Raw genomic sequence first — 23,023 nt, 5'->3', positions numbered from 1 at the left:
AATCTAAAACACCATTTATTTTAGCCATGCACGTGCATTTCTAAACATACGCATCCAACTGCCATCTTCACTCCAATCGGCAGGCTTCCAAGAATGCTGAACCGATCTAAACATACGTTCTGGGTGAGGCATCATAATCGTAACGCGACCATCCGCCGTTGTTACACCCGCAATACCAGCAGGTGAACCATTCGGGTTAGCTGGATACTGTTCAGTGACTCGCCCACGGGTATCAACATAACGCAATGCAATATCACCTGACTGCTGGAGTGTTTGAAGATGTTGAGCATTTTTAAACTCAGCCCGACCTTCGCCATGCGCAATGGCAATTGGCATTCTAGAGCCTGCCATACCGTTCAAGAAAATTGACGCACTTGACTGAACCTCAACCATAGCAACGCGTGCTTCAAACTGCTCTGACTGATTACGAACGAAGTGTGGCCAATGTTCTGCACCCGGAATCAATTCATGCAGGTTCGACATCATTTGACAGCCATTACAAACACCCAATGCAAAGGTAGACTGGCGTTCAAAGAATGCAGCAAACTGATCTCTCGCTCGGTGATTGAAGAGCACAGATTTCGCCCAACCCTCACCCGCACCCAAAACATCACCATAAGAAAACCCACCACAGGCTACTAACCCTTGGAAATTTTCTAGCTCCACTCGACCTGATAAAATGTCACTCATGTGAACATCTACTGCGGCAAAACCTGCCCTGTCAAAAGCCGCACCCATCTCGATCTGCCCGTTCACCCCCTGCTCACGCAGAATGGCAATGGATGGACGCTTGCCTGAAGCAATAAACGGTGCCGCAATGTCTTCATTAACATCGTAGCTAAGCGCCACATGCAGACCTGGATCTTCTTTATCCTGTATCTGCTCAAACTCTTGTTGAGCACATTCAGGATTATCACGCAGCGATTGAATCTGATAAGAGGTTTCAGCCCAGTAGCTTTGCAACAAGGAACGGCTTTCACTAAACACCTCTTCTTCATCGAAGTAGAAGTTAATGGTGTCGTCCTTATTGATACTACCGATGACACTAACGCACTCACCTAAACCGGCAGCATTGAGTTCGTTAAGTACTGTTGCAATTGAATCGCGATGAATTTGCACGACTGCACCCAGTTCTTCAGCGAATAATGCCGCTGGTATTTCATCAGGACTAGCCGCCAACATATCTAGGTTAATATCCACACCACAGCGACCTGCGAAAGCCATCTCTGTCAATGTTGCTAACAAACCACCATCAGAGCGGTCATGATAGGCTAGCAACAGGCCTTGCTCATTCAACTCCTGAATCGCAGCGAAGAAGGCATTCATCAATGCAGGATCATCTAGATCAGGCACTTGCTGACCGACTTTATTGTATACCTGCGCTAATGCCGATAAACCTAAACGGTTTTGACCTTCACCCAAATCGATCAACAAAAGATCTGTTTCACCCTGATCTGTTTGTAATTCCGGCGTCAAGGTTTTACGTATATCAGTTACTGGAGCAAAACCAGAAACTATCAATGACATTGGAGAGGTCACACTTTTCGACTCATCACCGTCTTTCCAGACGGTACGCATCGACATAGAATCTTTACCAACCGGAATAGTGATTCCTAGTGCTGGACATAGCTCCATGCCTACCGCTTTCACCGTATCGTAAAGCTTTTCATCTTCACCCGGATGCCCAGCTGCACACATCCAGTTAGCTGATAGTTTTACATCACGAATATCCGCAATACGAGCTGCCGCAATATTGGTCAGGGTTTCACCGACAGCCATACGACCCGAAGCGGGAGAGTCTATCAAGGCCAGCGGCGTGCGCTCACCCATGGCCATCGCCTCACCCGCATAAGTATCAAAGGATGCGGCCGTCACTGCGCAATCGGCAACAGGCACTTGCCATGGACCTACCATTTGATCCCGAGCAACCAAACCGGTAATTGTTCGATCACCGATTGTGATCAGGAACGACTTTGACGCAACAGCTGGGAACTTTAAAACACGCTCAACCGCCTCTTCGAGATCGATATCTGATGCATCAAATTCTGGAACTTCATAAGATTGCCGCTGAACAGACCGATGCATTTTTGGCGGCTTGCCGAACAACACACTCATCGGCAAATCAACGGGCTTGGTTTCAAAATGCTGATCATTTAAGGTCAAGTGCTGCTCATCAGTCGCTTCACCTACCACTGCATAAGGACAGCGCTCACGCTGACATATGACCTCAAAGCGCGCCATATCTTCAGGATTGACGGCTAAAACATAACGCTCTTGTGCTTCATTACACCAGATTTCCAGTGGTGACAGGCCTGGCTCATCGTTGTTGATATTGCGTAACTCAAAACGACCACCTCGACCACCATCTTTCACCAATTCAGGGAAAGCATTAGACAGACCGCCGGCACCCACATCATGGATAAACGCAATAGGGTTGTGATCACCTAACTGCCAGCAGCGGTCAATCACTTCTTGGCAACGACGCTCTAATTCAGGGTTATCTCGCTGTACGGAAGCAAAATCAAGGTCTGCAGCAGAGCTACCGCTAGTCATAGAGGAAGCCGCACCGCCACCTAAACCGATCAGCATCGCAGGACCACCCAAACAGATCAGTTTAGCACCGACAGGGATTTCACCTTTTTCGACATGATCAGCACGGATGTTCCCCATGCCACCCGCTATCATAATGGGTTTATGATAGCCTCTGACCTCTTCACCAGCGGCACCTGCAACCTTTTGCTCAAAGGTACGGAAATATCCGGTCAGGTTAGGACGACCAAACTCATTATTAAACGCTGCACCGCCAATCGGGCCTTCTAACATGATATCTAAAGCAGTAACAATTCGCTCAGGTTTACCATAGCTGGATTCCCAAGGTTGTTCAAAACCAGGAATATTTAGATCAGAAACAGTAAAACCAGTTAAACCTGCTTTAGGTTTTGCGCCTTTACCGGTGGCGCCTTCATCACGGATTTCACCACCCGAACCTGTTGCCGCACCGGGATGGGGTGCTATTGCTGTAGGATGGTTATGAGTTTCTACTTTCATCAAGATATGGATAGGTTCTTGATGGTAGCCATACTCGGCAGTGTCAGGATCTGGAAAAAAGCGACCTGCGACAGAACCTGCGATAACTGCAGCATTATCCTTGTAGGCTGAAAGAACATTATCACCTGCTAATTCGTTGGTGTTACGAATCATCGCAAACAGCGATTTGTCCTGCTTTTCACCATCAATATCCCAACTTGCATTAAAGATTTTATGGCGGCAATGCTCTGAGTTTGCTTGAGCAAACATCATCAACTCAACATCGGTTGGATTACGCTTCAAGTCGAGGAAGCTAGATAACAGATAATCTATTTCATCTTCTGCTAAGGCCAAACCTAGTGCGACGTTTGCATCCTCTAAAGCCTTACGACCTAACTGCAACACATCGACATGATTCAGCGTGCGAGGAGTTTCCAGCCTAAAGAGTGCCTGCGCAGCAGATAAGTCATCTTCAACTGTCTGCGTCATGCGGTCGTGAAGTAATGCTGCAATGGTATCTTTCTGTGCTTGATTCAGTGCAGAGTCAGATTGAATATAGTAGGCTAAACCACGCTCTATTCGATTTATTTGCACTAACCCACAGTTGTGTGCGATATCTGTCGCCTTACTAGACCAAGGCGATATGGTTCCTGGACGCGGGATGACCAAAAAAAGCTGCCCGGCTGGACTTTCAACACAACCTTGAGGTCCATAGCTTAAAATACGATCAAGCACATGGGTAGAATCTGAGTCGAGCGGTGATTTAATATCGGCAAAGTGAACAAACTCTGCATACAGGCCTTTAACCTGTAATACTTGAGCCTGAATAATTGATAACAGCTTATCGTGACGAAACGTCGAGAGAGCAGGTGCTCCACGCAGAACGAGCATGTCGATTTCGAGCCTCTTTTGGTGCCTGACTTTTCAAGCATTAACAGCGGGAAATTAAGTGTATAGTTTACCCGAATAGGGGTGCTCGATACCAGAAAAGCAAAGCGATGATAACGACACAAAAAGTAAACTTCCTTAGGGAGCTTCTATTATCTGTGTTGTTTCTGGGATTGATCTTCGTATTAGTGATGATCAGTCTAAGTTACAACAGCCAACTGTCTCTCATTGAGAGACAGGGTAAGCTTCGTGTTGCCACGCTGAACAACCCTATGTCTTGGTATCTTTTACGCGGAGAACCGGCAGGATTCGAGTATGAACTTGCGCAGGCCTTTGCTGACTACCTTGGCGTTGAGCTCGACTTAACGGTCAGCCAAGATCATCAAAGTTTATTTAAGAGTCTGAATAACCGCAGTGTTCACCTAGCTGCGGCAAATCTTCTAGCGACAGACGAGCGTCAAGATAACTTTTACACCGGACCTATTTACCGAAAAACCAGTTCGGCACTGATCTACCGTCAACGGCAGGGCAGACGCGCTCCGAAGTCTATTAAGAATATTGCTAACAGCAAGGTAGGAGTTGTGCAAGGAAGCAGCCATCAAGAAACACTGCTTAAACTGAGCCAAGACATTAATGGCTTAGAGATTGTGGCCGATGAAAACCGTGATCCTATTGATATACTCCGCGCGGTCCATGAAGGTGAACTGGATTATGCCGTGGTAGATAAGTTCTTTTTTGGAACACAACGTACTTTCTTTCCGGGCTTACGTTTCGCTTTTGAGCTAGGAGAGCCCGTTCCGGTTAGCTGGATTCTTTACCCACAGCGCGATAACTCATTAACTCAGGCACTAAACGCCTTTTTTACCGATCCTTCAACACAAGTGTTCATTGCTGATCTAGAAGAGCGATATTTCACACAAGAGAATCCACTTAACTATTTTGATACCGTTTCCTTTAGGTCTCATTTGAACGATAGATTCATGTCCTTAGCTCCCTATTTCGTGCTTGCATCAGAGAATACTGGCTTTGAACTTTCATTACTGGCTGCAGTGGGGTATCAAGAGTCTCACTGGGATCCAAAGGCTGTGTCACCCACAGGAGTTCGTGGCGTGATGATGTTGACCAATGCGGCTGCCAGTGAAGTTGGCGTTGAAGACAGAACGGATGCCGCACAAAGTATTCTGGGTGGCGCTCAATACCTTCTGAACATGAAGCAAAGAATTCCGGACAGAATACCTGAACCTGATCATACTTGGTTTGCGTTAGCAGCTTATAACGTCGGCTTAGGTCATTTAGAAGATGCTCGACGACTCACCCAGCAACTGGGTGGTAACCCTGATCGCTGGGCAGATGTGAGATCTCATCTACCAAAGCTAGCGCAAGAGCGTTATTACACTCAACTCCGCCATGGCTATGCGCGAGGCCACGAACCTGTTCGCTATGTTGATAATATTCGTCGATATATTGATGTGTTCGAGTGGGAGCTACAACTACTAGGAGGTTTGAGTTCAGAGGAGGAGAATGCTGAGCAAATTCTTCAAGCAGAAAGCGCTGAAGCCTTCCGCGATATCAGTGAAAAAGTACTTAGGAATTTTGCACCTAGCCTCTAACACAAGAACCCACCAACCTTCGAAGCTTGCTAAGGGTTTGAACGCTTTGCTGCCCTTCTCGCTTTAAAAAAATCACTAAGCTGTTGCGAGCAGGCTTCCGCCAATACCCCACTTGTCACTAGAGGGCGATGGTTAATATGCACCAGTGAAAAGCTATTTAATTGACTATCAACTGCACCTGCTTTAGGTTCAGTAGCACCATAAATGACTCTAGCAATGCGTGCATGAACGATAGCGCCAGCGCACATCATACAGGGCTCCAAGGTGACATAGAGCTCAGCTTCTGGTAAACGATAATTACCCACGCGCTGCGCTGCATCCCTTAGCGCCATAATCTCCGCATGCGCGGAGGGGTCATGAGAAGCAATGGGTTGATTGTACCCCTGTCCTATGACCTCTCCATTCAATACCACAAGTGCGCCCACTGGCACCTCGCCTAACTCAGCTGCACGAGCAGCCAAGTTAAGCGCCTGAAGCATCCAAACGCTATCGTTTTCAGTTGCTGTTATCAGAAAATCATTCCCACTCAATGGTAGCTGGTGGCTTACTCGACACATCGTAGGTCACTCGCGATACTTTCGCGACTTCGTTAATGATTCGTCCTGAAACGGTTTCCAGCAACTCATAAGGCAGATGCGCCCAGCGAGCGGTCATAAAGTCGATGGTTTCGACAGCGCGGAGCGCGATCACATATTCATAACGGCGACCATCACCGACAACACCAACGGATTTGACAGGCAGGAAGACCGCGAAAGCCTGACTGGTTTTGTGATACCAATCCGCTTTGTGCAACTCTTCGATAAAGATTGCATCGGCTTCACGTAGAATATCAGCGTATTCTTTCTTCACTTCACCCAGAATGCGAACACCTAAACCTGGCCCTGGGAAAGGATGGCGGTAGACCATGTCGTAAGGCAAACCTAGTTCCAGACCAATTTTGCGCACTTCATCTTTAAAGAGTTCACGTAGCGGCTCAACCAGCTCAAAGTTCATATCGTCTGGCAGTCCACCCACGTTATGGTGAGACTTAATAACGTGAGCTTTACCTGTTTTAGAAGCAGCGGATTCGATAACGTCAGGGTAGATGGTTCCCTGAGCTAGGAAGCGACATTCCGTTAACTTTTGCGCTTCTTCATCAAAAACATCGATAAAGGTGTTACCAATAATTTTACGTTTTGCTTCAGGCTCAGCTTCACCAGCCAAACGCGTCAAGAAACGATCTTCAGCATCCACACGAATAACACGCACACCCATGTTCTTAGCGAACATTTCCATCACTTGATGGCCTTCATGTTTACGCAGCAAACCGTTATCGACAAATACGCAGGTCAGACGATCCCCCATCGCTTTGTGAAGCAGAGCTGCTACGACAGAGGAATCAACACCGCCAGAAAGACCTAATAAAACTTTGTTATCGCCAACTTGCTCACGTACTTTGGCAATCAGGTCATCAATAATATTTTGCGCAGTCCAGAGTGCTTCAGCACCTGAAATCTCTTTAATAAAGCGATCTAAAATACGCATGCCTTGCTTGGTATGCGTGACTTCCGGATGGAACTGAACGGCATAAAAATTTCGCTTAGGGTCGCACATGGCAGCAATCGGTGCTGACTCAGTGGAAGCGATAATATGGAAGCCTTCAGGAATAACCGTCACCTTGTCGCCATGGCTCATCCACACATCTAACGACAGAGCACCATTATTGGCAATATGATCTTCTATGCCTTCCAGTAAACGGCTTGGGCTATCGGCCAGTTTAACTCGTGCATAGCCAAATTCACGCTTTTCAGAGGTTTCTACTTTACCACCGAGCTGCTCAGCCATGGTTTGCATGCCGTAGCAAATACCCAACAAGGGTATTCCCATCTCAAACACTTCTTGCGGTGCACGCGGAGAGTCCAGCTCAGTTACAGATTCCGGACCCCCTGCAAGAATAATACCCTTAGGAGCAAATTCGCGGATGGCTTCTGGGGTCATATCCCAAGGATGGATTTCGCTGTACACGCCGATTTCCCTGACACGACGAGCGATCAACTGAGTATACTGAGATCCGAAATCCAGAATCAGGATTCGTTGAGCGTGAATATCTTGACTCATTGTTGCTTTCTCCAGCAAACGGTCCGATCACTGTCTCAATTTCCGCTGTGATCAGACATCTTTAAAACGAAAAATGGGGCGGCAATCGCCCCACTTGTAAGGTTCACACCAACTTAGCTGACTCGATAGTTAGGTGCTTCTTTAGTAATGCTGACATCATGTACGTGACTTTCGGTGATACCGGCATTGGTGATACGCACAAAAGAAGGCTTCACACGCATTTCATCAATAGTGGCACATCCTGTGTAGCCCATGGATGCTCTTAAGCCACCCATCAATTGATGAACCACATTATGCATCGGACCTTTACAAGGAACGCGTCCCTCAATACCTTCTGGAACCAGTTTTTCGACACCGGCTTTGGCATCTTGGAAGTAACGATCAGATGAACCGGTTAAACCCGCCATGGCACCTAGCGAACCCATTCCACGATAGGACTTAAACGCACGACCTTGGAAAAGTTCTACTTCACCTGGTGCTTCATCGGTACCGGCTAGCATAGATCCCACCATCACAGCAGAAGCACCCGCAGCAATCGCTTTAGAGATATCACCCGAGAAACGGATACCACCATCAGCAATCAAAGGCACACCATAGTCTTTCAAAGCTTCAGCAACATTGGCAACGGCACTGATTTGCGGAACACCGATACCTGCCACGATACGCGTCGTACAGATAGAACCTGGACCAATACCCACTTTAACACCATCAGCACCGGCTTCTGCCAGGGCAATGGCCGCTTCAGCGGTGGCGATATTTCCGCCAATTACTTGAACCTGTGGAAAGTTAGACTTGATCCATGCCACACGGTCGATAACGCCTTTCGAGTGACCATGCGCAGTATCGACGATAATCAGATCTACACCGGCATTAACCAAGGCTTCAACTCGCTGAGGCGTTTCAGGACCGGTTCCAACAGCAGCACCAACAATTAAGCGTGCCTTGCCATCTTTGGCTGCGTTAGGATAGGCCTTAGCTTTGCTCATATCCTTAACCGTCATCATGCCGGTCAGATGGAATTGATCATCGACTAATAATATCTTTTCAATACGATGCTTGCGTAACAGTTCACGAATGCTGCCAGGATCATCGCCTTCAGTAGCCGTAACCAATCGCTCTTTAGGCGTCATGATACTAGAAACACGAGCATCCATGTCTTTCTCAAAACGAACATCTCGACTGGTCACTAAGCCGACCAATTCATCGCCTTGAAGCACTGGAAAACCTGAAAATCCATGGCGACGCGCCATTTCGATGACTTCACGAACCGTTGTATCAGGGCTGCACGTGACCGGTTCGGAGACAACACCAGATTCATACTTCTTAACACGGCGCACTTCTTCTGCTTGCTGCTCAGGTGTTAAATTTTTGTGAATAATGCCTATACCGCCTTCTTGCGCCATGGCAATGGCTAAGCGCGCTTCCGTCACAGTATCCATGGCAGCAGACACCAGAGGAATGTTTAACTCAATCCCTTTGGTTAGGCGAGTTTTTAGGGAAACGTCTTTTGGTAGTACTTCAGAATATCCGGGTATCAGTAGTACATCATCAAAAGTGAGCGCTTCTTCAACGATTCTCAACATGGTCGGCCAGCCTGTCTATCTTGGAAAATTAAGCAGGTAATTTTACACCAAAGGTGTGACCGTCTCAATCTGATCCCCCTGTTTGAATTGGATTTGAGGACTTTTATCTACGTGAGTTAGTCACTACTATAGCAACATGAATAGATCATCCTTTACCGCATCCTCGGCCGCACTATCGGTCAGTCAACTTAACCGAGAGGCTAAGCGACTGTTAGAAGCCAGCTTTTCGTTAATTCGCGTAGAAGGTGAATTAACCAATTTCGCTCGACCTGCGTCTGGTCACTGGTATTTTACTCTGAAAGACCCACAAGCTCAGGTACGTTGCGCTATGTTCCGCAATCGCTCCCAGCTATTGAGTTTTCGCCCTAAAGAAGGTGATCAAGTCATCGTCACCGCAAAGGTGAGCCTTTTTGAAGGGCGCGGCGATTTTCAGTTAATCTGCGAACAGATGATGCCAAGTGGCGAAGGTCAGTTACAAAAAGCCTTTGAACAGGTGAAGCAGGAACTCAGTCAACGTGGCTTTTTCGATCCTGCTCGCAAGCGCCCGTTACCTAAACATCCACGCAGAATCGGCGTGATCACTTCGGCAACTGGCGCTGCCATACATGATATTCTTCACGTGCTTCAACGTCGCTTTCCTAACCTACCGGTGAATCTTTACCCTTCTGCGGTGCAGGGCGCTGAAGCTGCGGATCAGCTAGTCGCTGCCTTAGCATTAGCAAATCGTCACGCAGAGTGTGATGTGTTAATTATTGGTCGTGGTGGCGGATCTCTTGAAGATCTTTGGCCTTTCAATGAAGTGCGTGTAGCGGAAGCAATACTCAGATCAGCGATCCCTGTTGTTTCGGCTGTCGGTCACGAGACGGATACCACCATCAGTGATCTTGTCGCCGACTATCGAGCACCCACACCTTCAGCTGCCGCAGAAGTGCTAAGCCCTGATCAACAGGCTTTATTCGACCGTTTAATGCAGCATCAGCGATCGTTGATTCGACAAATATCACGTCATCTTCAACAAGCTCAACAGGGGCTGGACTTACAGCAACTCAGACTCAAGCATCCCGGCGAAAGATTAACACAGCAGGCTCAGCAGCTAACACAAATCGAATCAACATTGATTCGTTTACAGCAACAACAGCTAATACATGCATGGAAATCTGTATCTCAAACTGAGCAGCGCCTAGATCGTCAAACACCCAAGTTTACCCAACAAGCGCTTCGTCTTAGCCAGCTTAGAGTGCAGTTAAAACAGCGAATGGAATCCCAAATGACGTCCCATCGCTATGTGCTTCAACAAACAGCAAGACGACTGAACAGCATCAGTCCTTTAGCGACACTGGATCGCGGCTTTTCACTGTTAATGGATCATCAGGGACAGGTCATACAAAGCGTTACTCAAGCAACAACAGGGGATATCCTTCAAGCGAAATTAAAAGATGGGGTGCTTAACTGCCAGGTTATTGCTGATACCTTCAAAGAAACTAATCCCCAGCATTGAAAAAGAGAATTTAGATGAAGCTACACTATCAACGCTCAGGCCAAGGCGAACCTCTAGTCATTTTACATGGCCTATTTGGGACGCTAGAAAATTGGGGTTCACACATTAAAAACCTGTCAGAACACTATGACGTCATTGCTGCCGATCTTCGAAATCATGGTCGATCGCCTCATTCGCCAGAGATCAGCTATCCAATAATGGCCAACGATGTTGTTGAACTACTTGATGATCTTGAACTTGAAGAGGTCAATCTATTAGGCCATTCGATGGGTGGCAAAGTGGCAATGCAGATTGCCTTAAATCATGGAGCACGGGTTAAGAAGTTGATGGTCGCTGATATCGCACCCGTCGTTTACCCACCTCACCATGAGCAGGTGTTTGCTGGATTGTTTAATGTGAACCTAGCCTCACTCACGTCCAGATCTGATGCCGATAAACAACTACAAGCCTTTATTGATGAGCCAGGGATTCGCGCCTTCTTATTAAAAAACCTGTATCGCAATGATGAGAGTCAATTTGCTTGGCGGATGAACCTTAATGCGCTGAAATCGGAATATGATCATATCGCTGCTGCACCATCTGGAATAGCTTTCTCTGGTCCAACAAGATTTATTAAAGGCGGCTCATCTAATTATGTAAGAGCCGAGCATACTGAAGCAGTTAAACTGCTTTTCCCTAACGCCGATGTAAAAGTCATTGCTGAAGCTGGACATTGGCTGCACGCAGAAAAGCCTGCGCTGTTTTTGCGACAGGTAGAACAGTTTTTTAGTTAATCGGTATTGTTTAACGGGTGGGATTTATTTCACAAGAGAACGGTCATGTCTTTCTGTCCGGTCATGCCTGTCTATCAAGAATACTACCCAGTGTAGTTCTACCTTGAAGAGCACCCGTTTCAACCAAGCGTTTATTGAGCTCTCTGAAACGCGCTTGAATTTCAGCAAGCTCTCGGGCGAACTCTCGCATCGCTTCAGCAGATCGCTCGCGCCTGAGCTGCTGCTCTTCAACAATAGCCTCTCGACGCTCTTGTCTTGCCTTTTCCGCCTCATCAATGTCAGCTCTGCGTTCAGCCGCTTCTCGCTCCGCTTGTTGTAATTCTGCTCGTAGAGTTTGCTCTTGCTCTTCTCTAGCTTGCAATTCATCGACTGAACTTCGATCACCAAGTAGAGGGTCTGCAATCACCTCTTCAGCAATGTCTGAATCAAGGGTTTCTTGCTCCTCACGAAGTAACTCAACTCTGGCTTCGTTCGCCATGGCTCTAGCAGAGGCAGCAACTTTCAAGTCTTGTGGGGATGGATCGGCAGGTGCCAAGGCCGCCCTTTCGATGGTTTGCGCTTTTTGTAGCGTTGCTTCAGGGTCACCAGGGATGGGAGAAGTATCAATACTCACCTGACCACCAACAGCATACATCACACCATCAGGCCCACGCTCGAATGTATAAGTAGCACCACCTGTGTACTGCCCACCCGCCATTTGATGAGCCATTTCATGTTGTCGGACTTCACGATCCCGAGCAGCTAGATCTCGGATGATTTGCTGCTCAATCTCTTGCTGCTGACGGTCACGAGAAGTGTTTGATGAGTTTTGGGAGTTTTCTGTAGATGAGGTTGCAGCTACACGTCGACCTGCATCACCTTGAACTGAAACGGGTGATGTTGTTTCAACAACCTGTGCAGGCTGCTGAACTGTGTCATTGGCGCGGACGGTGGTAACACCTATACTGCCAAAAGTGTTAGAAAAGCCATTGACTTGCATACAATAGCCCTCAAATTACACCGGCAAGTCTGATTACAGATCATCGTATTAAAAGCATGTTAAAAAAACATGCCTGTAATATATAACTAGCCTATGCACGCAATTATGCACGCGTGTCGATGAGGGAGCCGAGAGTTTCATTAACCTCACGAACAACCTGCGTAGCTGCAGTCGCTTCGTTCTGGCTAACCGCTGCTTGATTAACAGCTTGATCAACTCCTCTCCCAGAGGCCAACTCGGGACGATCTGGTTGACCACTTCCTTGAATATCACCAGCCGCTCTTTGAGTATTGTCTAGGCCTCGATTCACGTTCATCAAACCAGAGGTTTGTGCAGCGATACCGTTAATATTCATAGTGCACCTGTACGTTAAATGTTTACTTTTTAGCGTTGACTACTGCGGCTTGTTTTGTAAATGCCTTCTTTTAAAAGCATTTTTAGACAAGTCTATTATACAAGCCGCTGAAGCTTACTACTTCAATTATTAGTCTAGCATATCAGACCAAATTGAACAGATTTTGTTCAATTAATTTACGTTTCCAACAGCAAGGATAGATCAAGATATTGAGAAACTTTTTCAGGTGAAGGATCGTCTAGCCAAGGAATAAATCCTAACAGAGGTGCACGAAACCGTTGTTTTAAGGTCGCTAAATTCTGCTCCACTTTGAGCATGTCGGGATCTACTTGCGTGGCCACCCAACCAGCAATAGGAACACCATCTCTTGCGATCGCTTCAGCCGTCAGCAAGGCGTGATTTAAGCATCCTAACTTCATACCTATAACCAAAATAACAGGAATATCCAGCTGCTTAACCAAATGCGAGATACACTCTCTGGGATTTAAAGGAACACGCCAACCTCCAGCACCTTCGACCAGAATAAGATCGGCAGGTTGTAACATCGCGCCACGACAATAAGCCGCTAATCTATCCGCACTGATTTGACGAAATCCTGCAGCGATATGAGGGGCTATCGGCTCTTTTAATGCAACAGGATTAACCTGATCGTAGTCCATTTCCAAGGTTGCATAACTTTGCAACATCAACGCATCTGCATTGCGTAAACCTTCCTCTGTTTCCTGACAACCTGCTGCCAAGGGTTTCAGCGCAATCGTTTTTAAACTTGCCTGTGCGGCCAAATGCAACAACGCTGAAGTGACCAGCGTTTTTCCTGCATCCGTATCGGTTGCAGTGACAAAAAAAGCGTTAGCCAATCTTCACTCCTTATGTTTTAGTCCAGCTAAAAAAATAGACCTCATAGGTTAAAGGCATTAACCCGTCAGGTCGACGAAATGTTTGATAAGCTTGATTGAGTAAACGCAATCGCTCTCGCCCACCCAGCCCTGAAGCCGGCCTACCTTCAACCACCGATGCGCCAAGGGTCTTTAACGCCTTGAGCAAAGAGGTAAGGTCAGGGTACGAAAGCTCTATCAATTCAACTTGGGTGGACGTGAGCTGTAATAACTGACTCGAATCGATTACTCTGTCTAAGGGCAAAAACGCATTCACATGCGGGTCATTATCAACCTGCTGCCAGGCTTCTCGCAGTTGCCATAAACTCTTAGGTCCCAAGGTGGCAATATGTAATTGACCACCCGGTTTTAGCACTCGATAACACTCATCAAATAGCCTTGAGTAATCTCGACACCATTGCACCGATAAACTGCTGTAGATGAGATCAATACTTTGATCAGCCAAGGGCAAATACTCTGCATCAGCACAAATCAGATGAAAATCACTTGCTGTATTTGCCTTGTGTGATGCGGTGTAGTTCAGCATTCCTTCAGCCAGATCCAAGCCTAGCAACCTAGCATCAGGATAATATTGTCTTAATCTCGGTAGGGCGAAGCCCGTGCCAGTACCCAGATCCAGTACATCATTCACCTTTTGTTGCGGCAGTCGACTCAGTAACTGATTTGCCACCCTGCGCTGTAACTCAGCCACTTGATTATAAGTAGCCGCTGAACGACTAAAACTGTTGGCTATCTGCTGTTTAAACAGTTGATCATAAGGAACCAGAGCATTCATACCGCACACCATTCCAATAGATCCTTGAGCCAAGCGTCTTTAGCAGAGATAAAAGGTAGATGTGTAGCCCCATCATAACAACGTGTTTGCACGTGAGGATTCAAATAGGTTAGCGCCATGGTCAATTCTGAAGCGGGTACCAGCGCATCTAGCTCTCCATAACAATGCATTTGTTTTATAGCGAGTTGCGCAATTGCTGGACGCAGATCCTTCCTTAACAAATTAAGCAAGGCTGCTTGCTGTTGAATCGGTATCGAGCATTGACTCTTTTTCAATAGTTTTTGTAAGTTGCGTCGATCAACAGCACCTAAACCTTGCAAAGCCATAAATCTATTTAAGGTTTCAATAGGTTCATTCACATAATCTTCTTGGAATCTGGTGAACTCATCCTCTGGCATGGCGCATAACCAATCTGCTTGCTGCACAAAACAGGGATTGAATGCGATCGTCATCAAGCCTATGACTTTTTCTGGATGATGTTGTGCCATATCGGTAGCGATTAAACCGCCTAATGACCAACCGACCCATATCGCCTGTTGACTATCCTGATGCTCAAGTTGATGGATCAGATCTTCACGAATAGTTTTCAGCAACTCATCACTCGATAAAGCTGGATGAGTATGGTGATGCCAGCGCCCCAAATGGATTCTAAAGTGCCCTTCAAGTGCAGGCAGAAGTGAACTAAAAATCGTGCCATCACTTCCCCAACCCGGTAGCAACACCAAATCCCTACCTGATCCACTGTGGCTCAACGTTATCATGTCACGACTCCGCACTGTTCTGGATGAAAAGATGCGGTAAGATCGAAGGCTTTTTCCAGCGCACTCACTAATGTGTCGACCTGTTTGGAGGTATGATTTGCTGTTAACGTAACTCTCAATCGAGCTGTTCCTTGAGGAACGGTCGGCGGGCGAATAGCCGTTACCCAGCAACCTGATTCTTTTAATAACTCACTGATTTTACATGCATTTTCTGTATCTCCGACAAGAACGGGCTGTATCGGTGTATTTGAATTCATTAACGCGATACCCTTTGCCTTACACCCCTGACGAAACTGATCAATGAGTGCCGAAAGATGCGCACGACGCCAAGGTTCTTTTTGAATCAGCGTTAAACTCACCTGCGTGGCTTCAGCCACAGCCGGCGGCATTGCCGTGGTATAGATGTAGGTTCGCGAAAACTGGATTAATGCTTCTATTAAGCTATCTGAACCCGCGACAAATGCACCAGAAGTACCAAAGGCTTTTCCTAGCGTGCCTACCAAAATTGGCAGATCCTGTTGATCCAAAGCGTCGATCTCAGCACAACCACCACCCGTTTCACCTAAGACACCCAATCCATGAGCGTCGTCGACCATTAACCAGGCATTATGTATTTTGCAAAGATGCGATAGTTGACCTAAATCTGCTCTATCTCCATCCATACTAAATACACCGTCAGTGACCACTAAGCGTTTGCTAGATTGGCTTTTCTGTAACCATTTGTGTAACACTTCATAATCAAGATGTGCAAAACGTCTTGAAGTTGCACCGCTTAACTGACCCGCATCTAACAAAGAGGCGTGATTGAGTCGATCATGAAAAATCGCATCGCCCTTTTGCATCAAAGCGCAAATCACGCCAACATTTGCCATATAGCCTGAGCTAAATAACAACACGCGTTCGCGGCCGGTAAACTCAGCCAGTGCCTGCTCCAATTGATGATGTGCTCGATGATGACCTGCGGTTAGATGAGATGCACCACTCCCCACACCATGCTGATTAACCGCCAAGACCATTGCTTCCTTGATGCGTGGATCATCCGCTAAGCCTAAGTAATCATTACTGCTAAAGTTAAGATAGGATCTTTCACCTATTAACCGTGATGCGCTTTGTGGAGAATCACAGATCCATCGCTCGCGCGTCAGACCTGCACCTTCTCTTTCCTGCAACCGTTGCTGCAGATATTGATCGAGATTCATTGCGAAGCAACAGCATCATAAAAAAGTGACTGATCTTGTTGTGCCTGCATCGATTCAATCAATTGCTCATCCGACGGAACCTTATCTGATACTAACTGCAAAGCATGTAAACCGAGACGCTGAAACAGTTTTTTGTCAGCAACAGCGCGTGGGTTCTCGGTTGTCAGCAATCTTTCCCCATAAAAAATTGAATTAGCGCCTGCTAGAAAACATAGCGCTTGCATCTGATCATTCATCTCTGTTCGACCCGCTGACAATCTCAGATAAGAGGCAGGCATCAGAATACGAGCGACAGCAAGGGTTCGAACAAACTCAAAGGGATCTAAGTCAGGTGCGTTAGCGAGTGGCGTTCCAGGAACTCTGACCAATAGATTGATGGGGACTGATTCGGGATGTTCTGCAAAACAACATAGCGTTTTCAGCAGACTGACGCGATCTTCACGCGATTCTCCTAATCCTAGAATACCGCCACAACACACTTTCATACCGGCCGCTCTAACATGCGCTAGCGTATTAATTCGATCTTGAAACTTCCGTGTGGTGATGATTTGACCGTAATAAGCTTCCGAGGTATCAATATTATGGTTGTAATAATCCAAGCCCGCGTCGGCAAGTGCTTTAGCCTGATGCTCTTTCAACATGCCAAGCGTCATACAGGTTTCCAAGCCCAAGGACTTGACGCCTTGAATCATGTCCAGCACATAAGGCATATCTTTTTCACGCAGATGTTTCCAGGCCGCCCCCATACAAAATCGGCTAGCACCGGATTGCTGAGCGGCTTTAGCCTCTTCAATCACGGCTTTCACTTGCATCAGCTTTTCGACTTCTAACTCAGCACCGTGATGAACACTTTGCGGGCAGTACTGACAGTCTTCAGGACACGCGCCCGTTTTAATGGATAACAAAGTACTGATTTGCACTGCGTTAGGATCAAAAAACTGTCGATGTACTTGTTGAGCGCGAAACATCAAATCATTGAAAGGAAGGTCAAACAGTGCGGCAATTTCAGATTCTTGCCAATCATGACGCAGTACATCTTTAGCTGTCATAGCCACGCTCCTAACGCTACGCTAAACTCTATTTTTTGATGGCTAAATGATAAATAGCCATCCAACACTTCAGCGATACTAATTTGACAGAAGGATTTGTCAACCAATGCTTTTATCAAAAGTTAACTATAGATTATTTTTTAATCAGAATTGTTCTTTATGCAAATGTTATCCAGCTTGCATAGATGGTTTATGTGAGGGTTGCCATGCAGATCTACCCTGGACACTTTTCGCATGCTCGATATGCGGCTTATCTCGATGCCATCCATCCCAGCCATGTATCGCTTGTCAAAAACAACATTTCGCTTTCGATCAAACAATCGCAGCACTGGAGTATCGCTTTCCATTGATTTCGCTATTGCCCTCGATAAAGCAACGACATTCACTGCATCATTTGCGTTGGTTAGCTAAACTATTAGCAACCAGGATTAAAGACCTAGATACCACTCTGCCCGATGCACTTCTGCCTGTACCGATGCACACTGTCGATCAGTTACGACGAGGGTATAATCAAGCTGCCGTGTTAGCCGATGAACTTGGAAAAAACACGGCTATTAAGGTTATGCACACAAGGCTTTGCAAAGTGAAACGTACCCATCATCAGCATGATCTTAACGCTGATCAGCGACGTGCTAATCTTTCAGGGGCTTTTTCACTTAGAGGAAAGCTCCCAAAGCATGTTGCGATCGTAGATGATGTGATGACGACAGGGAGCACACTACATGAAATCGCCAGCCTACTGAAGCAACATGGAGTTGAGCGAGTGGATGCTTGGGTGATCGCCAGAACACCGCAACGCGATCATGATTAGAGGCTAGTATGGCTACATTCCGGTAAACTAATGAATTGATAAGTCACAGAACACATAAAGGGGAACGCTTTGCCAGCAAGAACAGATTGGCCTAAATCTTCCAATCGCATTAAAGATTTTTTAGCGGTATTTCAGTACAGTCGACGTGCGATTGAGCTGGTCTGGCAAACTTCTCGACCTCTCACCTGGGGCATGATCAGCTTAACTATTTTGGCGGGCATTCTTCCAGCAATTGCAGCCTATCTGGGTCAGTTGATTGTCGATACTGTGCTGGCCAGTATCGATATCTACCAACAACAAGGTAGTGTCGACTATATGCCAGCACTGCGCTTACTTTTCTTTGAAGGAATCGTTATTGCCCTGATTGCTGCTGCCAGTCGCGGTTTATCCGCGCAGCAATCGCTGTTAAGAGCGATGATGGGACAGCGTGTTAACGTCATGATCCTTGAAAAAGCTCAGACCTTATCCTTAGCTCAGTTTGAAGACTCTGAGTTTTACGATAAGTTAACCCGCGCTCGTCGGGAAGCCTCTACAAGACCGCTCGCCTTGGTCAATAAAACCTTTAGCTTGCTACAAAACTCCATCGCTTTATTCAGCTTTGCGATTCTACTGATCCAGTTTTCCCCTTGGGCTTTATTGATGCTGTTTATTGCCGCCCTACCGGTCTTTATCTCTGAAGCCAAATTTTCGGGTGATGCCTTTCACTTATCGCGTTGGCGTTCGCCCGAGTTACGACGCCAAATGTATCTTGAAACGGTTCTTGCCCGTGAAGATTCAATCAAAGAGGTCAAACTGTTTGGGTTAGGTCCTCTTTTACTGGATAAATACAAAGAAATCTTTAATACCATTTTTGGTGCCGAGAGACGCTTGATTATTCGCCGTGATCTATGGGGGTTTTTACTGGGTCTTTTGGGAACTCTCGCCTTTTATGCCGCCTATGCATGGATCGTCATCGATACGATTCAAGGCATGATTACCCTCGGCCAGATGACCATGTATTTGCTCGTTTTCAAGCAAGGTCAAAGTGCTATCAGTACCAATCTTACCGCCATTAGCGGCATGTATGAGGACAACCTTTACCTTTCAAACCTTTACGAGTATTTAGAGCAGCCCGTCGAAATAGAGCTGGGGACCGCAACAGAAGGACCTAACCCCGAAGATGGCATTCGTTTTGACCATGTCAGTTTTACGTATCCCGGTGCGGAAAAGCCTGCCCTAACTGACATTTCCCTGCATCTCTCACCGGGTGAAAGCCTCGCATTGGTGGGCGATAACGGCTCTGGAAAAACCACACTAATCAAACTGATGACACGCCTTTATCAACCGAGTGAGGGCCGTATTTTATTGGATGGTTTAGATATTAATAAGTGGTGCCCGAAACGACTTCGTGAACGCATTGGCGTTATCTTTCAAGACTTTGTTCGCTATCAATTCTTAGTCGGTGAGAATTTAGGTGCGGGTGATGTGAATGCTTTCTACGATGAAGAGCGCTGGCTCAAAGCAGGTGAGCTGGGTTTAGCCGATGGTTTTATCAAAGAGCTGCCTAATCACTATCACACACAGTTAGGTCGATGGTTTAAAGGTGGACAGGAGTTATCCGGTGGTCAATGGCAAAAAATTGCACTAGGACGCGCTTTTATGCGTTCAGGTGCAGATATTTTAGTACTGGACGAACCCACCGCCGCGATGGATGCTGAAGCAGAAGCGCAGGTGTTTGAGCATTTTCGCACACATGCCGAGCAGCGAATGGTCATTCTTATTTCGCACCGTTTTTCTTCCGTCAGAACGGCCGATAAAATTGTGTTATTGCGTCATGGTCAGATTTTAGAACAAGGGAACCACGCTTCTTTAATGGCTCAAAACGGTCGTTATGCAGAACTCTTTACACTTCAAGCCAAGGGTTATCTTCCTGATTAAGGAGGACAACCCTTGATAGTTGAGACAGTTTTCACTTAAGCCCATTTATGCTTAGGTGGCTGATAAGCATGAATCGCTGCCAATAACTCTTCCGGTGTTTGTCGACGAATTAACATCTCAGCATGCATCGGTTTAACGAAGCCTGACTGGCTCATCTTATCAATCATGGCAAATAAAGGATCAAAAAATCCGTCTAGATTGTAAAACGCACAGGGTTTTGTGTGGTAACCCAACTGCGCCCATGTCCAGGCTTCAAATATTTCCTCAAGTGTTCCAGCACCACCCGGCATGGCGATAAAGGCATCCGCCATCTCTGCCATGGCAGCTTTACGCTCATGCATATCGGCCACCACCTGCAAGTCAGTTAGACCTGGATGAGCTAACTCTTTTGTCGATAACGAGACAGGTATGACACCGTATACCTCACCGCCAGCAGCCAACACAGCATCGGCAATGACGCCCATCAAGCCGACCTTACCGCCTCCATAGACCAGACCGATATCGTTTTCTGCCAAGTAACGACCCAATTTTTCGGCACCTTCTGTGTATATCGCCAAGTTTCCGCTACTCGATCCACAAAAAACTGCTATGTTCATGCACAAGGCTCCTTATGTTTACACCTTAATAACCGCATGTCGGTAATGATGAGGCTGAAGTGTAATCAACCTTGTTTTTGTCAGCAACTAACAAGCAAGGTATCATCTGCGCTGCTTGTCGGCATTTATCTTAGTTGGAGTGCTAGGTGTATCAGTTTAACGCTATCGGTTTCATAGACAGTCCTTTCAAAGAGAAGTTTGGTATTCCTAGACAACCGGGACTTACGCAGTCCATCCGATCAACATTGTCTCTAAAGGCCCCCTATAACGATCTTGATACAGTTCGTGGTTTAGAAACGTGCAGCCATATCTGGATTATCTTTGTATTCAGTGCCACACAAGATAAAGGCTGGCACCCGACGGTTCGCCCGCCTCGTCTGGGTGGCAATCAGCGATTGGGGGTGTTTGCGACTCGATCCACCTTTCGTCCTAACCCTATTGGATTATCGGTCGCACGCCTAATCGGTATTTCGCAGCAAGATGGCGCATTATGTTTAGAGCTTGCCGATAGCGACCTGCTGAACGGTACGCCGGTACTCGATATCAAACCTTATTTACCCTATGCAGACAGCATACCCACTGCACACTTTTCATTAGGCGAAGCACCCGAGCGATTAAGTTTACCGGTAGTGTTTTCTGAGCAAGCCGAGGTACTTTGCCAACAGACGTTACTCGATCAACAATTGCCCTTAAAAACGCAGATCATCGAAATTTTACAATGTGATCCGCGACCAGCGTATCAAAAAGATCCTGAGCGTGTTTATGGCGTTCGATTACATCACGTAAATATTCGTTGGCGTGTGAGTAGCCATGCGATTCATGTTTTAGAAATACACACCGTAGCGAACCCTTAACCAAAACTCTTCAGATCTCGGAATATCCATGTCATTGATTAGCCCTTTTCAAGAACAGTCGTTGCAGTTTGATCGTCAGCATATATGGCATCCTTATACCTCGATGAATCAACCGAGTCCTGTGTTTATGGTGACCGATGCTGAAGGTGTTTATCTAGAATTAGCCGATGGGCGAAAAGTTATCGACGGTATGGCATCTTGGTGGTCTGTTATCCATGGCTACAAACATCCACGACTGAATCAAGCAGCTAAACAACAACTGGATAGATTTTCACATGTAATGTTTGGTGGCTTAACCCACCAACCTGCGATAGAACTGGCTAAGCGCTTAGTTGATATAACGCCCGATGGATTAGATCGAGTGTTTTTCTCAGATTCAGGATCGGTCAGTGTGGAAGTGGCGATCAAAATGGCGATTCAGTATCAACAATCACTCGGACGACCTGAAAAGCATCGCTTAATGAGCCTGCGTCGTGGTTATCACGGTGATACCTTTGCGGCCATGTCAGTCTGTGATCCGGTCACCGGCATGCATCAACTGTTTAAAGGTAATCTAAGCGAGCAAATATTTCTGCCAGCACCTCAATCACCTTGGCAAACCACTATTTGCCAGAGCGACTTAACGGCTTTAGAAGAAACCTTTGCAAAGCATCATCATGAAGTAGCAGCATTCATCTTAGAACCCATTGTCCAAGGCGCAGGTGGCATGCGTTTTTATTCTGCTGATTACCTGCGTCACGCCCGAAGACTCTGTGATCAGTATGATGTGCTACTCATCGCAGATGAAATTGCAACAGGATTTGGTCGAACGGGAGCACTGTTTGCTTGCCAACATGCCCAGATCACTCCTGATATTCTTTGCCTTGGAAAAGCACTAACAGGAGGTTATTTAACCTTAGCCGCGACACTGACACAGGCTCATATCGCAGAGGTGATCTCTTCCAGTGGTGCTGGCTGTTTTATGCATGGGCCTACGTTTATGGCAAACCCACTGGCTTGTGCGATTGCCTGTGAGAGTCTCGATCTGCTGTTAGAACAAGATTGGCAAGCCAAGATTCATGCGATAGAAACACAGCTCAAGCACCACCTAGAACCTGCATCACAACTCCCACAAGTAGCCGAGGTACGATGTCTCGGCGCTATAGGGGTTATAGAGTTGCATCATCCCGTCAATCTTCATCAAGTACAGCCTTGGTTTGTGGATGCCGGCGTCTGGGTCAGGCCTTTTGGTAAACTGGTCTACATCATGCCACCTTACATAATTCAGCCAGCCGAACTAAAATTGCTGTGTGAATCCATATTAACCGTGATTCAACGATTAGATTAGCAATCTCAAGTCAGTGTATTAACATAAG

At 46.6% G+C, this 23,023-nt stretch carries 19 protein-coding genes; 7 read left to right on the top strand and 12 right to left on the bottom strand.

The genetic code is table 11. From position 1 onward, the window contains the following. Positions 1 to 15: 15 nt before the first annotated feature. Positions 16 to 3,918 carry a phosphoribosylformylglycinamidine synthase gene (purL, locus tag F7R24_RS02200; protein WP_151669610.1) on the bottom strand — a complete coding sequence of 1,301 codons (3,903 nt, stop codon included), beginning with the start codon at positions 3,916 to 3,918 and terminating at the stop codon, positions 16 to 18. Between the two features lie 107 nt (positions 3,919 to 4,025). Between purL and mltF the strand changes: the two genes are divergently transcribed. Next, positions 4,026 to 5,525, top strand: coding sequence for a membrane-bound lytic murein transglycosylase MltF (gene mltF, locus F7R24_RS02195; RefSeq protein ID WP_151669609.1), 1,500 nt, complete (start codon positions 4,026 to 4,028; stop codon positions 5,523 to 5,525). Between the two features lie 29 nt (positions 5,526 to 5,554). Here mltF and tadA read toward each other — a convergent pair whose 3' ends face one another. The 3 genes from tadA to guaB form a co-directional block, all read right to left on the bottom strand. Further along, complete coding sequence (gene tadA / locus F7R24_RS02190) at positions 5,555 to 6,082, bottom strand: tRNA adenosine(34) deaminase TadA (RefSeq protein ID WP_151669608.1); 528 nt, start codon at positions 6,080 to 6,082, stop codon at positions 5,555 to 5,557. Further along, on the bottom strand, positions 6,042 to 7,622 hold the full coding sequence (gene guaA / locus F7R24_RS02185) for a glutamine-hydrolyzing GMP synthase (RefSeq protein WP_151669607.1): 1,581 nt from the start codon (positions 7,620 to 7,622) through the stop codon (positions 6,042 to 6,044). The genes tadA and guaA overlap by 41 nt, the downstream gene beginning before the upstream one ends. 113 nt (positions 7,623 to 7,735) lie before the next feature. Next, positions 7,736 to 9,205, bottom strand: a complete 1,470-nt coding sequence (guaB, locus tag F7R24_RS02180; protein ID WP_151669606.1) for an IMP dehydrogenase — start codon at positions 9,203 to 9,205, stop codon at positions 7,736 to 7,738. A 136-nt stretch (positions 9,206 to 9,341) separates the two neighbouring features. Between guaB and xseA the strand changes: the two genes are divergently transcribed. Together xseA and F7R24_RS02170 are read left to right on the top strand one after the other, a co-directional pair. Continuing rightward, positions 9,342 to 10,703 carry an exodeoxyribonuclease VII large subunit gene (gene xseA / locus F7R24_RS02175; RefSeq protein WP_151669605.1) on the top strand — a complete coding sequence of 454 codons (1,362 nt, stop codon included), beginning with the start codon at positions 9,342 to 9,344 and terminating at the stop codon, positions 10,701 to 10,703. Between the two features lie 14 nt (positions 10,704 to 10,717). Then, positions 10,718 to 11,476, top strand: a complete 759-nt coding sequence (locus F7R24_RS02170) for an alpha/beta fold hydrolase (protein ID WP_151669604.1) — start codon at positions 10,718 to 10,720, stop codon at positions 11,474 to 11,476. Between the two features lie 61 nt (positions 11,477 to 11,537). Here F7R24_RS02170 and F7R24_RS02165 read toward each other — a convergent pair whose 3' ends face one another. From F7R24_RS02165 to bioB, 7 genes are all read right to left on the bottom strand, one after another. Further along, positions 11,538 to 12,455 carry a putative metalloprotease CJM1_0395 family protein gene (locus F7R24_RS02165; protein WP_151669603.1) on the bottom strand — a complete coding sequence of 306 codons (918 nt, stop codon included), beginning with the start codon at positions 12,453 to 12,455 and terminating at the stop codon, positions 11,538 to 11,540. A gap of 103 nt (positions 12,456 to 12,558) precedes the next feature. Further along, positions 12,559 to 12,810: a hypothetical protein gene (locus tag F7R24_RS02160; RefSeq protein ID WP_151669602.1), complete on the bottom strand. Its 252-nt coding sequence runs from the start codon at positions 12,808 to 12,810 to the stop codon at positions 12,559 to 12,561. Positions 12,811 to 12,986: 176 nt separating this feature from the next. Next, the gene (gene bioD / locus F7R24_RS02155) at positions 12,987 to 13,667 is read right to left on the bottom strand and encodes a dethiobiotin synthase (protein WP_151669601.1); all 681 of its coding nucleotides are present in this window, start codon (positions 13,665 to 13,667) and stop codon (positions 12,987 to 12,989) included. Between the two features lie 10 nt (positions 13,668 to 13,677). After that, positions 13,678 to 14,481 (bottom strand): malonyl-ACP O-methyltransferase BioC, encoded by an 804-nt coding sequence (bioC, locus tag F7R24_RS02150; RefSeq protein ID WP_168926760.1) that lies wholly within the window; start codon positions 14,479 to 14,481, stop codon positions 13,678 to 13,680. After that, positions 14,478 to 15,242 carry an alpha/beta fold hydrolase gene (locus F7R24_RS02145; RefSeq protein ID WP_151669599.1) on the bottom strand — a complete coding sequence of 255 codons (765 nt, stop codon included), beginning with the start codon at positions 15,240 to 15,242 and terminating at the stop codon, positions 14,478 to 14,480. Before F7R24_RS02145 ends, bioC begins: the two co-directional genes overlap by 4 nt. Further along, positions 15,239 to 16,441 (bottom strand): 8-amino-7-oxononanoate synthase, encoded by a 1,203-nt coding sequence (bioF, locus tag F7R24_RS02140; RefSeq protein ID WP_151669598.1) that lies wholly within the window; start codon positions 16,439 to 16,441, stop codon positions 15,239 to 15,241. The genes F7R24_RS02145 and bioF overlap by 4 nt, the downstream gene beginning before the upstream one ends. Next, positions 16,438 to 17,490, bottom strand: coding sequence for a biotin synthase BioB (gene bioB, locus F7R24_RS02135; RefSeq protein ID WP_151669597.1), 1,053 nt, complete (start codon positions 17,488 to 17,490; stop codon positions 16,438 to 16,440). Before bioB ends, bioF begins: the two co-directional genes overlap by 4 nt. 346 nt (positions 17,491 to 17,836) lie before the next feature. Here bioB and F7R24_RS02130 point away from each other — a divergent pair, with 346 nt between their 5' ends. Together F7R24_RS02130 and F7R24_RS02125 are read left to right on the top strand one after the other, a co-directional pair. After that, positions 17,837 to 18,301: a ComF family protein gene (locus tag F7R24_RS02130; RefSeq protein ID WP_168926759.1), complete on the top strand. Its 465-nt coding sequence runs from the start codon at positions 17,837 to 17,839 to the stop codon at positions 18,299 to 18,301. 69 nt (positions 18,302 to 18,370) lie between these two features. Continuing rightward, positions 18,371 to 20,218: an ABC transporter ATP-binding protein gene (locus F7R24_RS02125; RefSeq protein ID WP_240775943.1), complete on the top strand. Its 1,848-nt coding sequence runs from the start codon at positions 18,371 to 18,373 to the stop codon at positions 20,216 to 20,218. A gap of 35 nt (positions 20,219 to 20,253) precedes the next feature. On the opposite strand, the gene F7R24_RS02120 is transcribed toward F7R24_RS02125, so the two are convergent. Beyond that, positions 20,254 to 20,814: an LOG family protein gene (locus F7R24_RS02120; RefSeq protein ID WP_151669595.1), complete on the bottom strand. Its 561-nt coding sequence runs from the start codon at positions 20,812 to 20,814 to the stop codon at positions 20,254 to 20,256. 146 nt (positions 20,815 to 20,960) lie between these two features. Between F7R24_RS02120 and tsaA the strand changes: the two genes are divergently transcribed. Further along, complete coding sequence (gene tsaA / locus F7R24_RS02115; protein ID WP_151669594.1) at positions 20,961 to 21,668, top strand: tRNA (N6-threonylcarbamoyladenosine(37)-N6)-methyltransferase TrmO; 708 nt, start codon at positions 20,961 to 20,963, stop codon at positions 21,666 to 21,668. Between the two features lie 28 nt (positions 21,669 to 21,696). Next, positions 21,697 to 22,995: an adenosylmethionine--8-amino-7-oxononanoate transaminase gene (gene bioA, locus F7R24_RS02110; protein ID WP_151669593.1), complete on the top strand. Its 1,299-nt coding sequence runs from the start codon at positions 21,697 to 21,699 to the stop codon at positions 22,993 to 22,995. The last annotated feature ends 28 nt before the right edge of the window (positions 22,996 to 23,023 follow it).

Origin of the sequence: Nitrincola schmidtii, assembly GCF_008973715.1 — a bacterium.
Taxonomy (GTDB): Bacteria; Pseudomonadota; Gammaproteobacteria; order Pseudomonadales; family Balneatricaceae; genus Nitrincola; species Nitrincola schmidtii.
This window is presented reverse-complemented; position numbering and strand designations above follow the sequence as displayed.

Bases quoted from the DNA above. Each gene is read 5' to 3' on its own strand.
- purL (WP_151669610.1), bottom strand. From the start codon at position 3,918: ATGCTCGTTCTGCGTGGAGCACCTGCTCTCTCGACGTTTCGTCACGAT.
- mltF (WP_151669609.1), top strand. From the start codon at position 4,026: ATGATAACGACACAAAAAGTAAACTTCCTTAGGGAGCTTCTATTATCT.
- tadA (WP_151669608.1), bottom strand. From the start codon at position 6,082: ATGTGTCGAGTAAGCCACCAGCTACCATTGAGTGGGAATGATTTTCTG.
- guaA (WP_151669607.1), bottom strand. From the start codon at position 7,622: ATGAGTCAAGATATTCACGCTCAACGAATCCTGATTCTGGATTTCGGA.
- guaB (WP_151669606.1), bottom strand. From the start codon at position 9,205: ATGTTGAGAATCGTTGAAGAAGCGCTCACTTTTGATGATGTACTACTG.
- xseA (WP_151669605.1), top strand. From the start codon at position 9,342: ATGAATAGATCATCCTTTACCGCATCCTCGGCCGCACTATCGGTCAGT.
- F7R24_RS02170 (WP_151669604.1), top strand. From the start codon at position 10,718: ATGAAGCTACACTATCAACGCTCAGGCCAAGGCGAACCTCTAGTCATT.
- F7R24_RS02165 (WP_151669603.1), bottom strand. From the start codon at position 12,455: ATGCAAGTCAATGGCTTTTCTAACACTTTTGGCAGTATAGGTGTTACC.
- F7R24_RS02160 (WP_151669602.1), bottom strand. From the start codon at position 12,810: ATGAATATTAACGGTATCGCTGCACAAACCTCTGGTTTGATGAACGTG.
- bioC (WP_168926760.1), bottom strand. From the start codon at position 14,481: ATGAATGCTCTGGTTCCTTATGATCAACTGTTTAAACAGCAGATAGCC.
- F7R24_RS02145 (WP_151669599.1), bottom strand. From the start codon at position 15,242: ATGATAACGTTGAGCCACAGTGGATCAGGTAGGGATTTGGTGTTGCTA.
- bioF (WP_151669598.1), bottom strand. From the start codon at position 16,441: ATGAATCTCGATCAATATCTGCAGCAACGGTTGCAGGAAAGAGAAGGT.
- bioB (WP_151669597.1), bottom strand. From the start codon at position 17,490: ATGACAGCTAAAGATGTACTGCGTCATGATTGGCAAGAATCTGAAATT.
- F7R24_RS02120 (WP_151669595.1), bottom strand. From the start codon at position 20,814: ATGAACATAGCAGTTTTTTGTGGATCGAGTAGCGGAAACTTGGCGATA.
- bioA (WP_151669593.1), top strand. From the start codon at position 21,697: ATGTCATTGATTAGCCCTTTTCAAGAACAGTCGTTGCAGTTTGATCGT.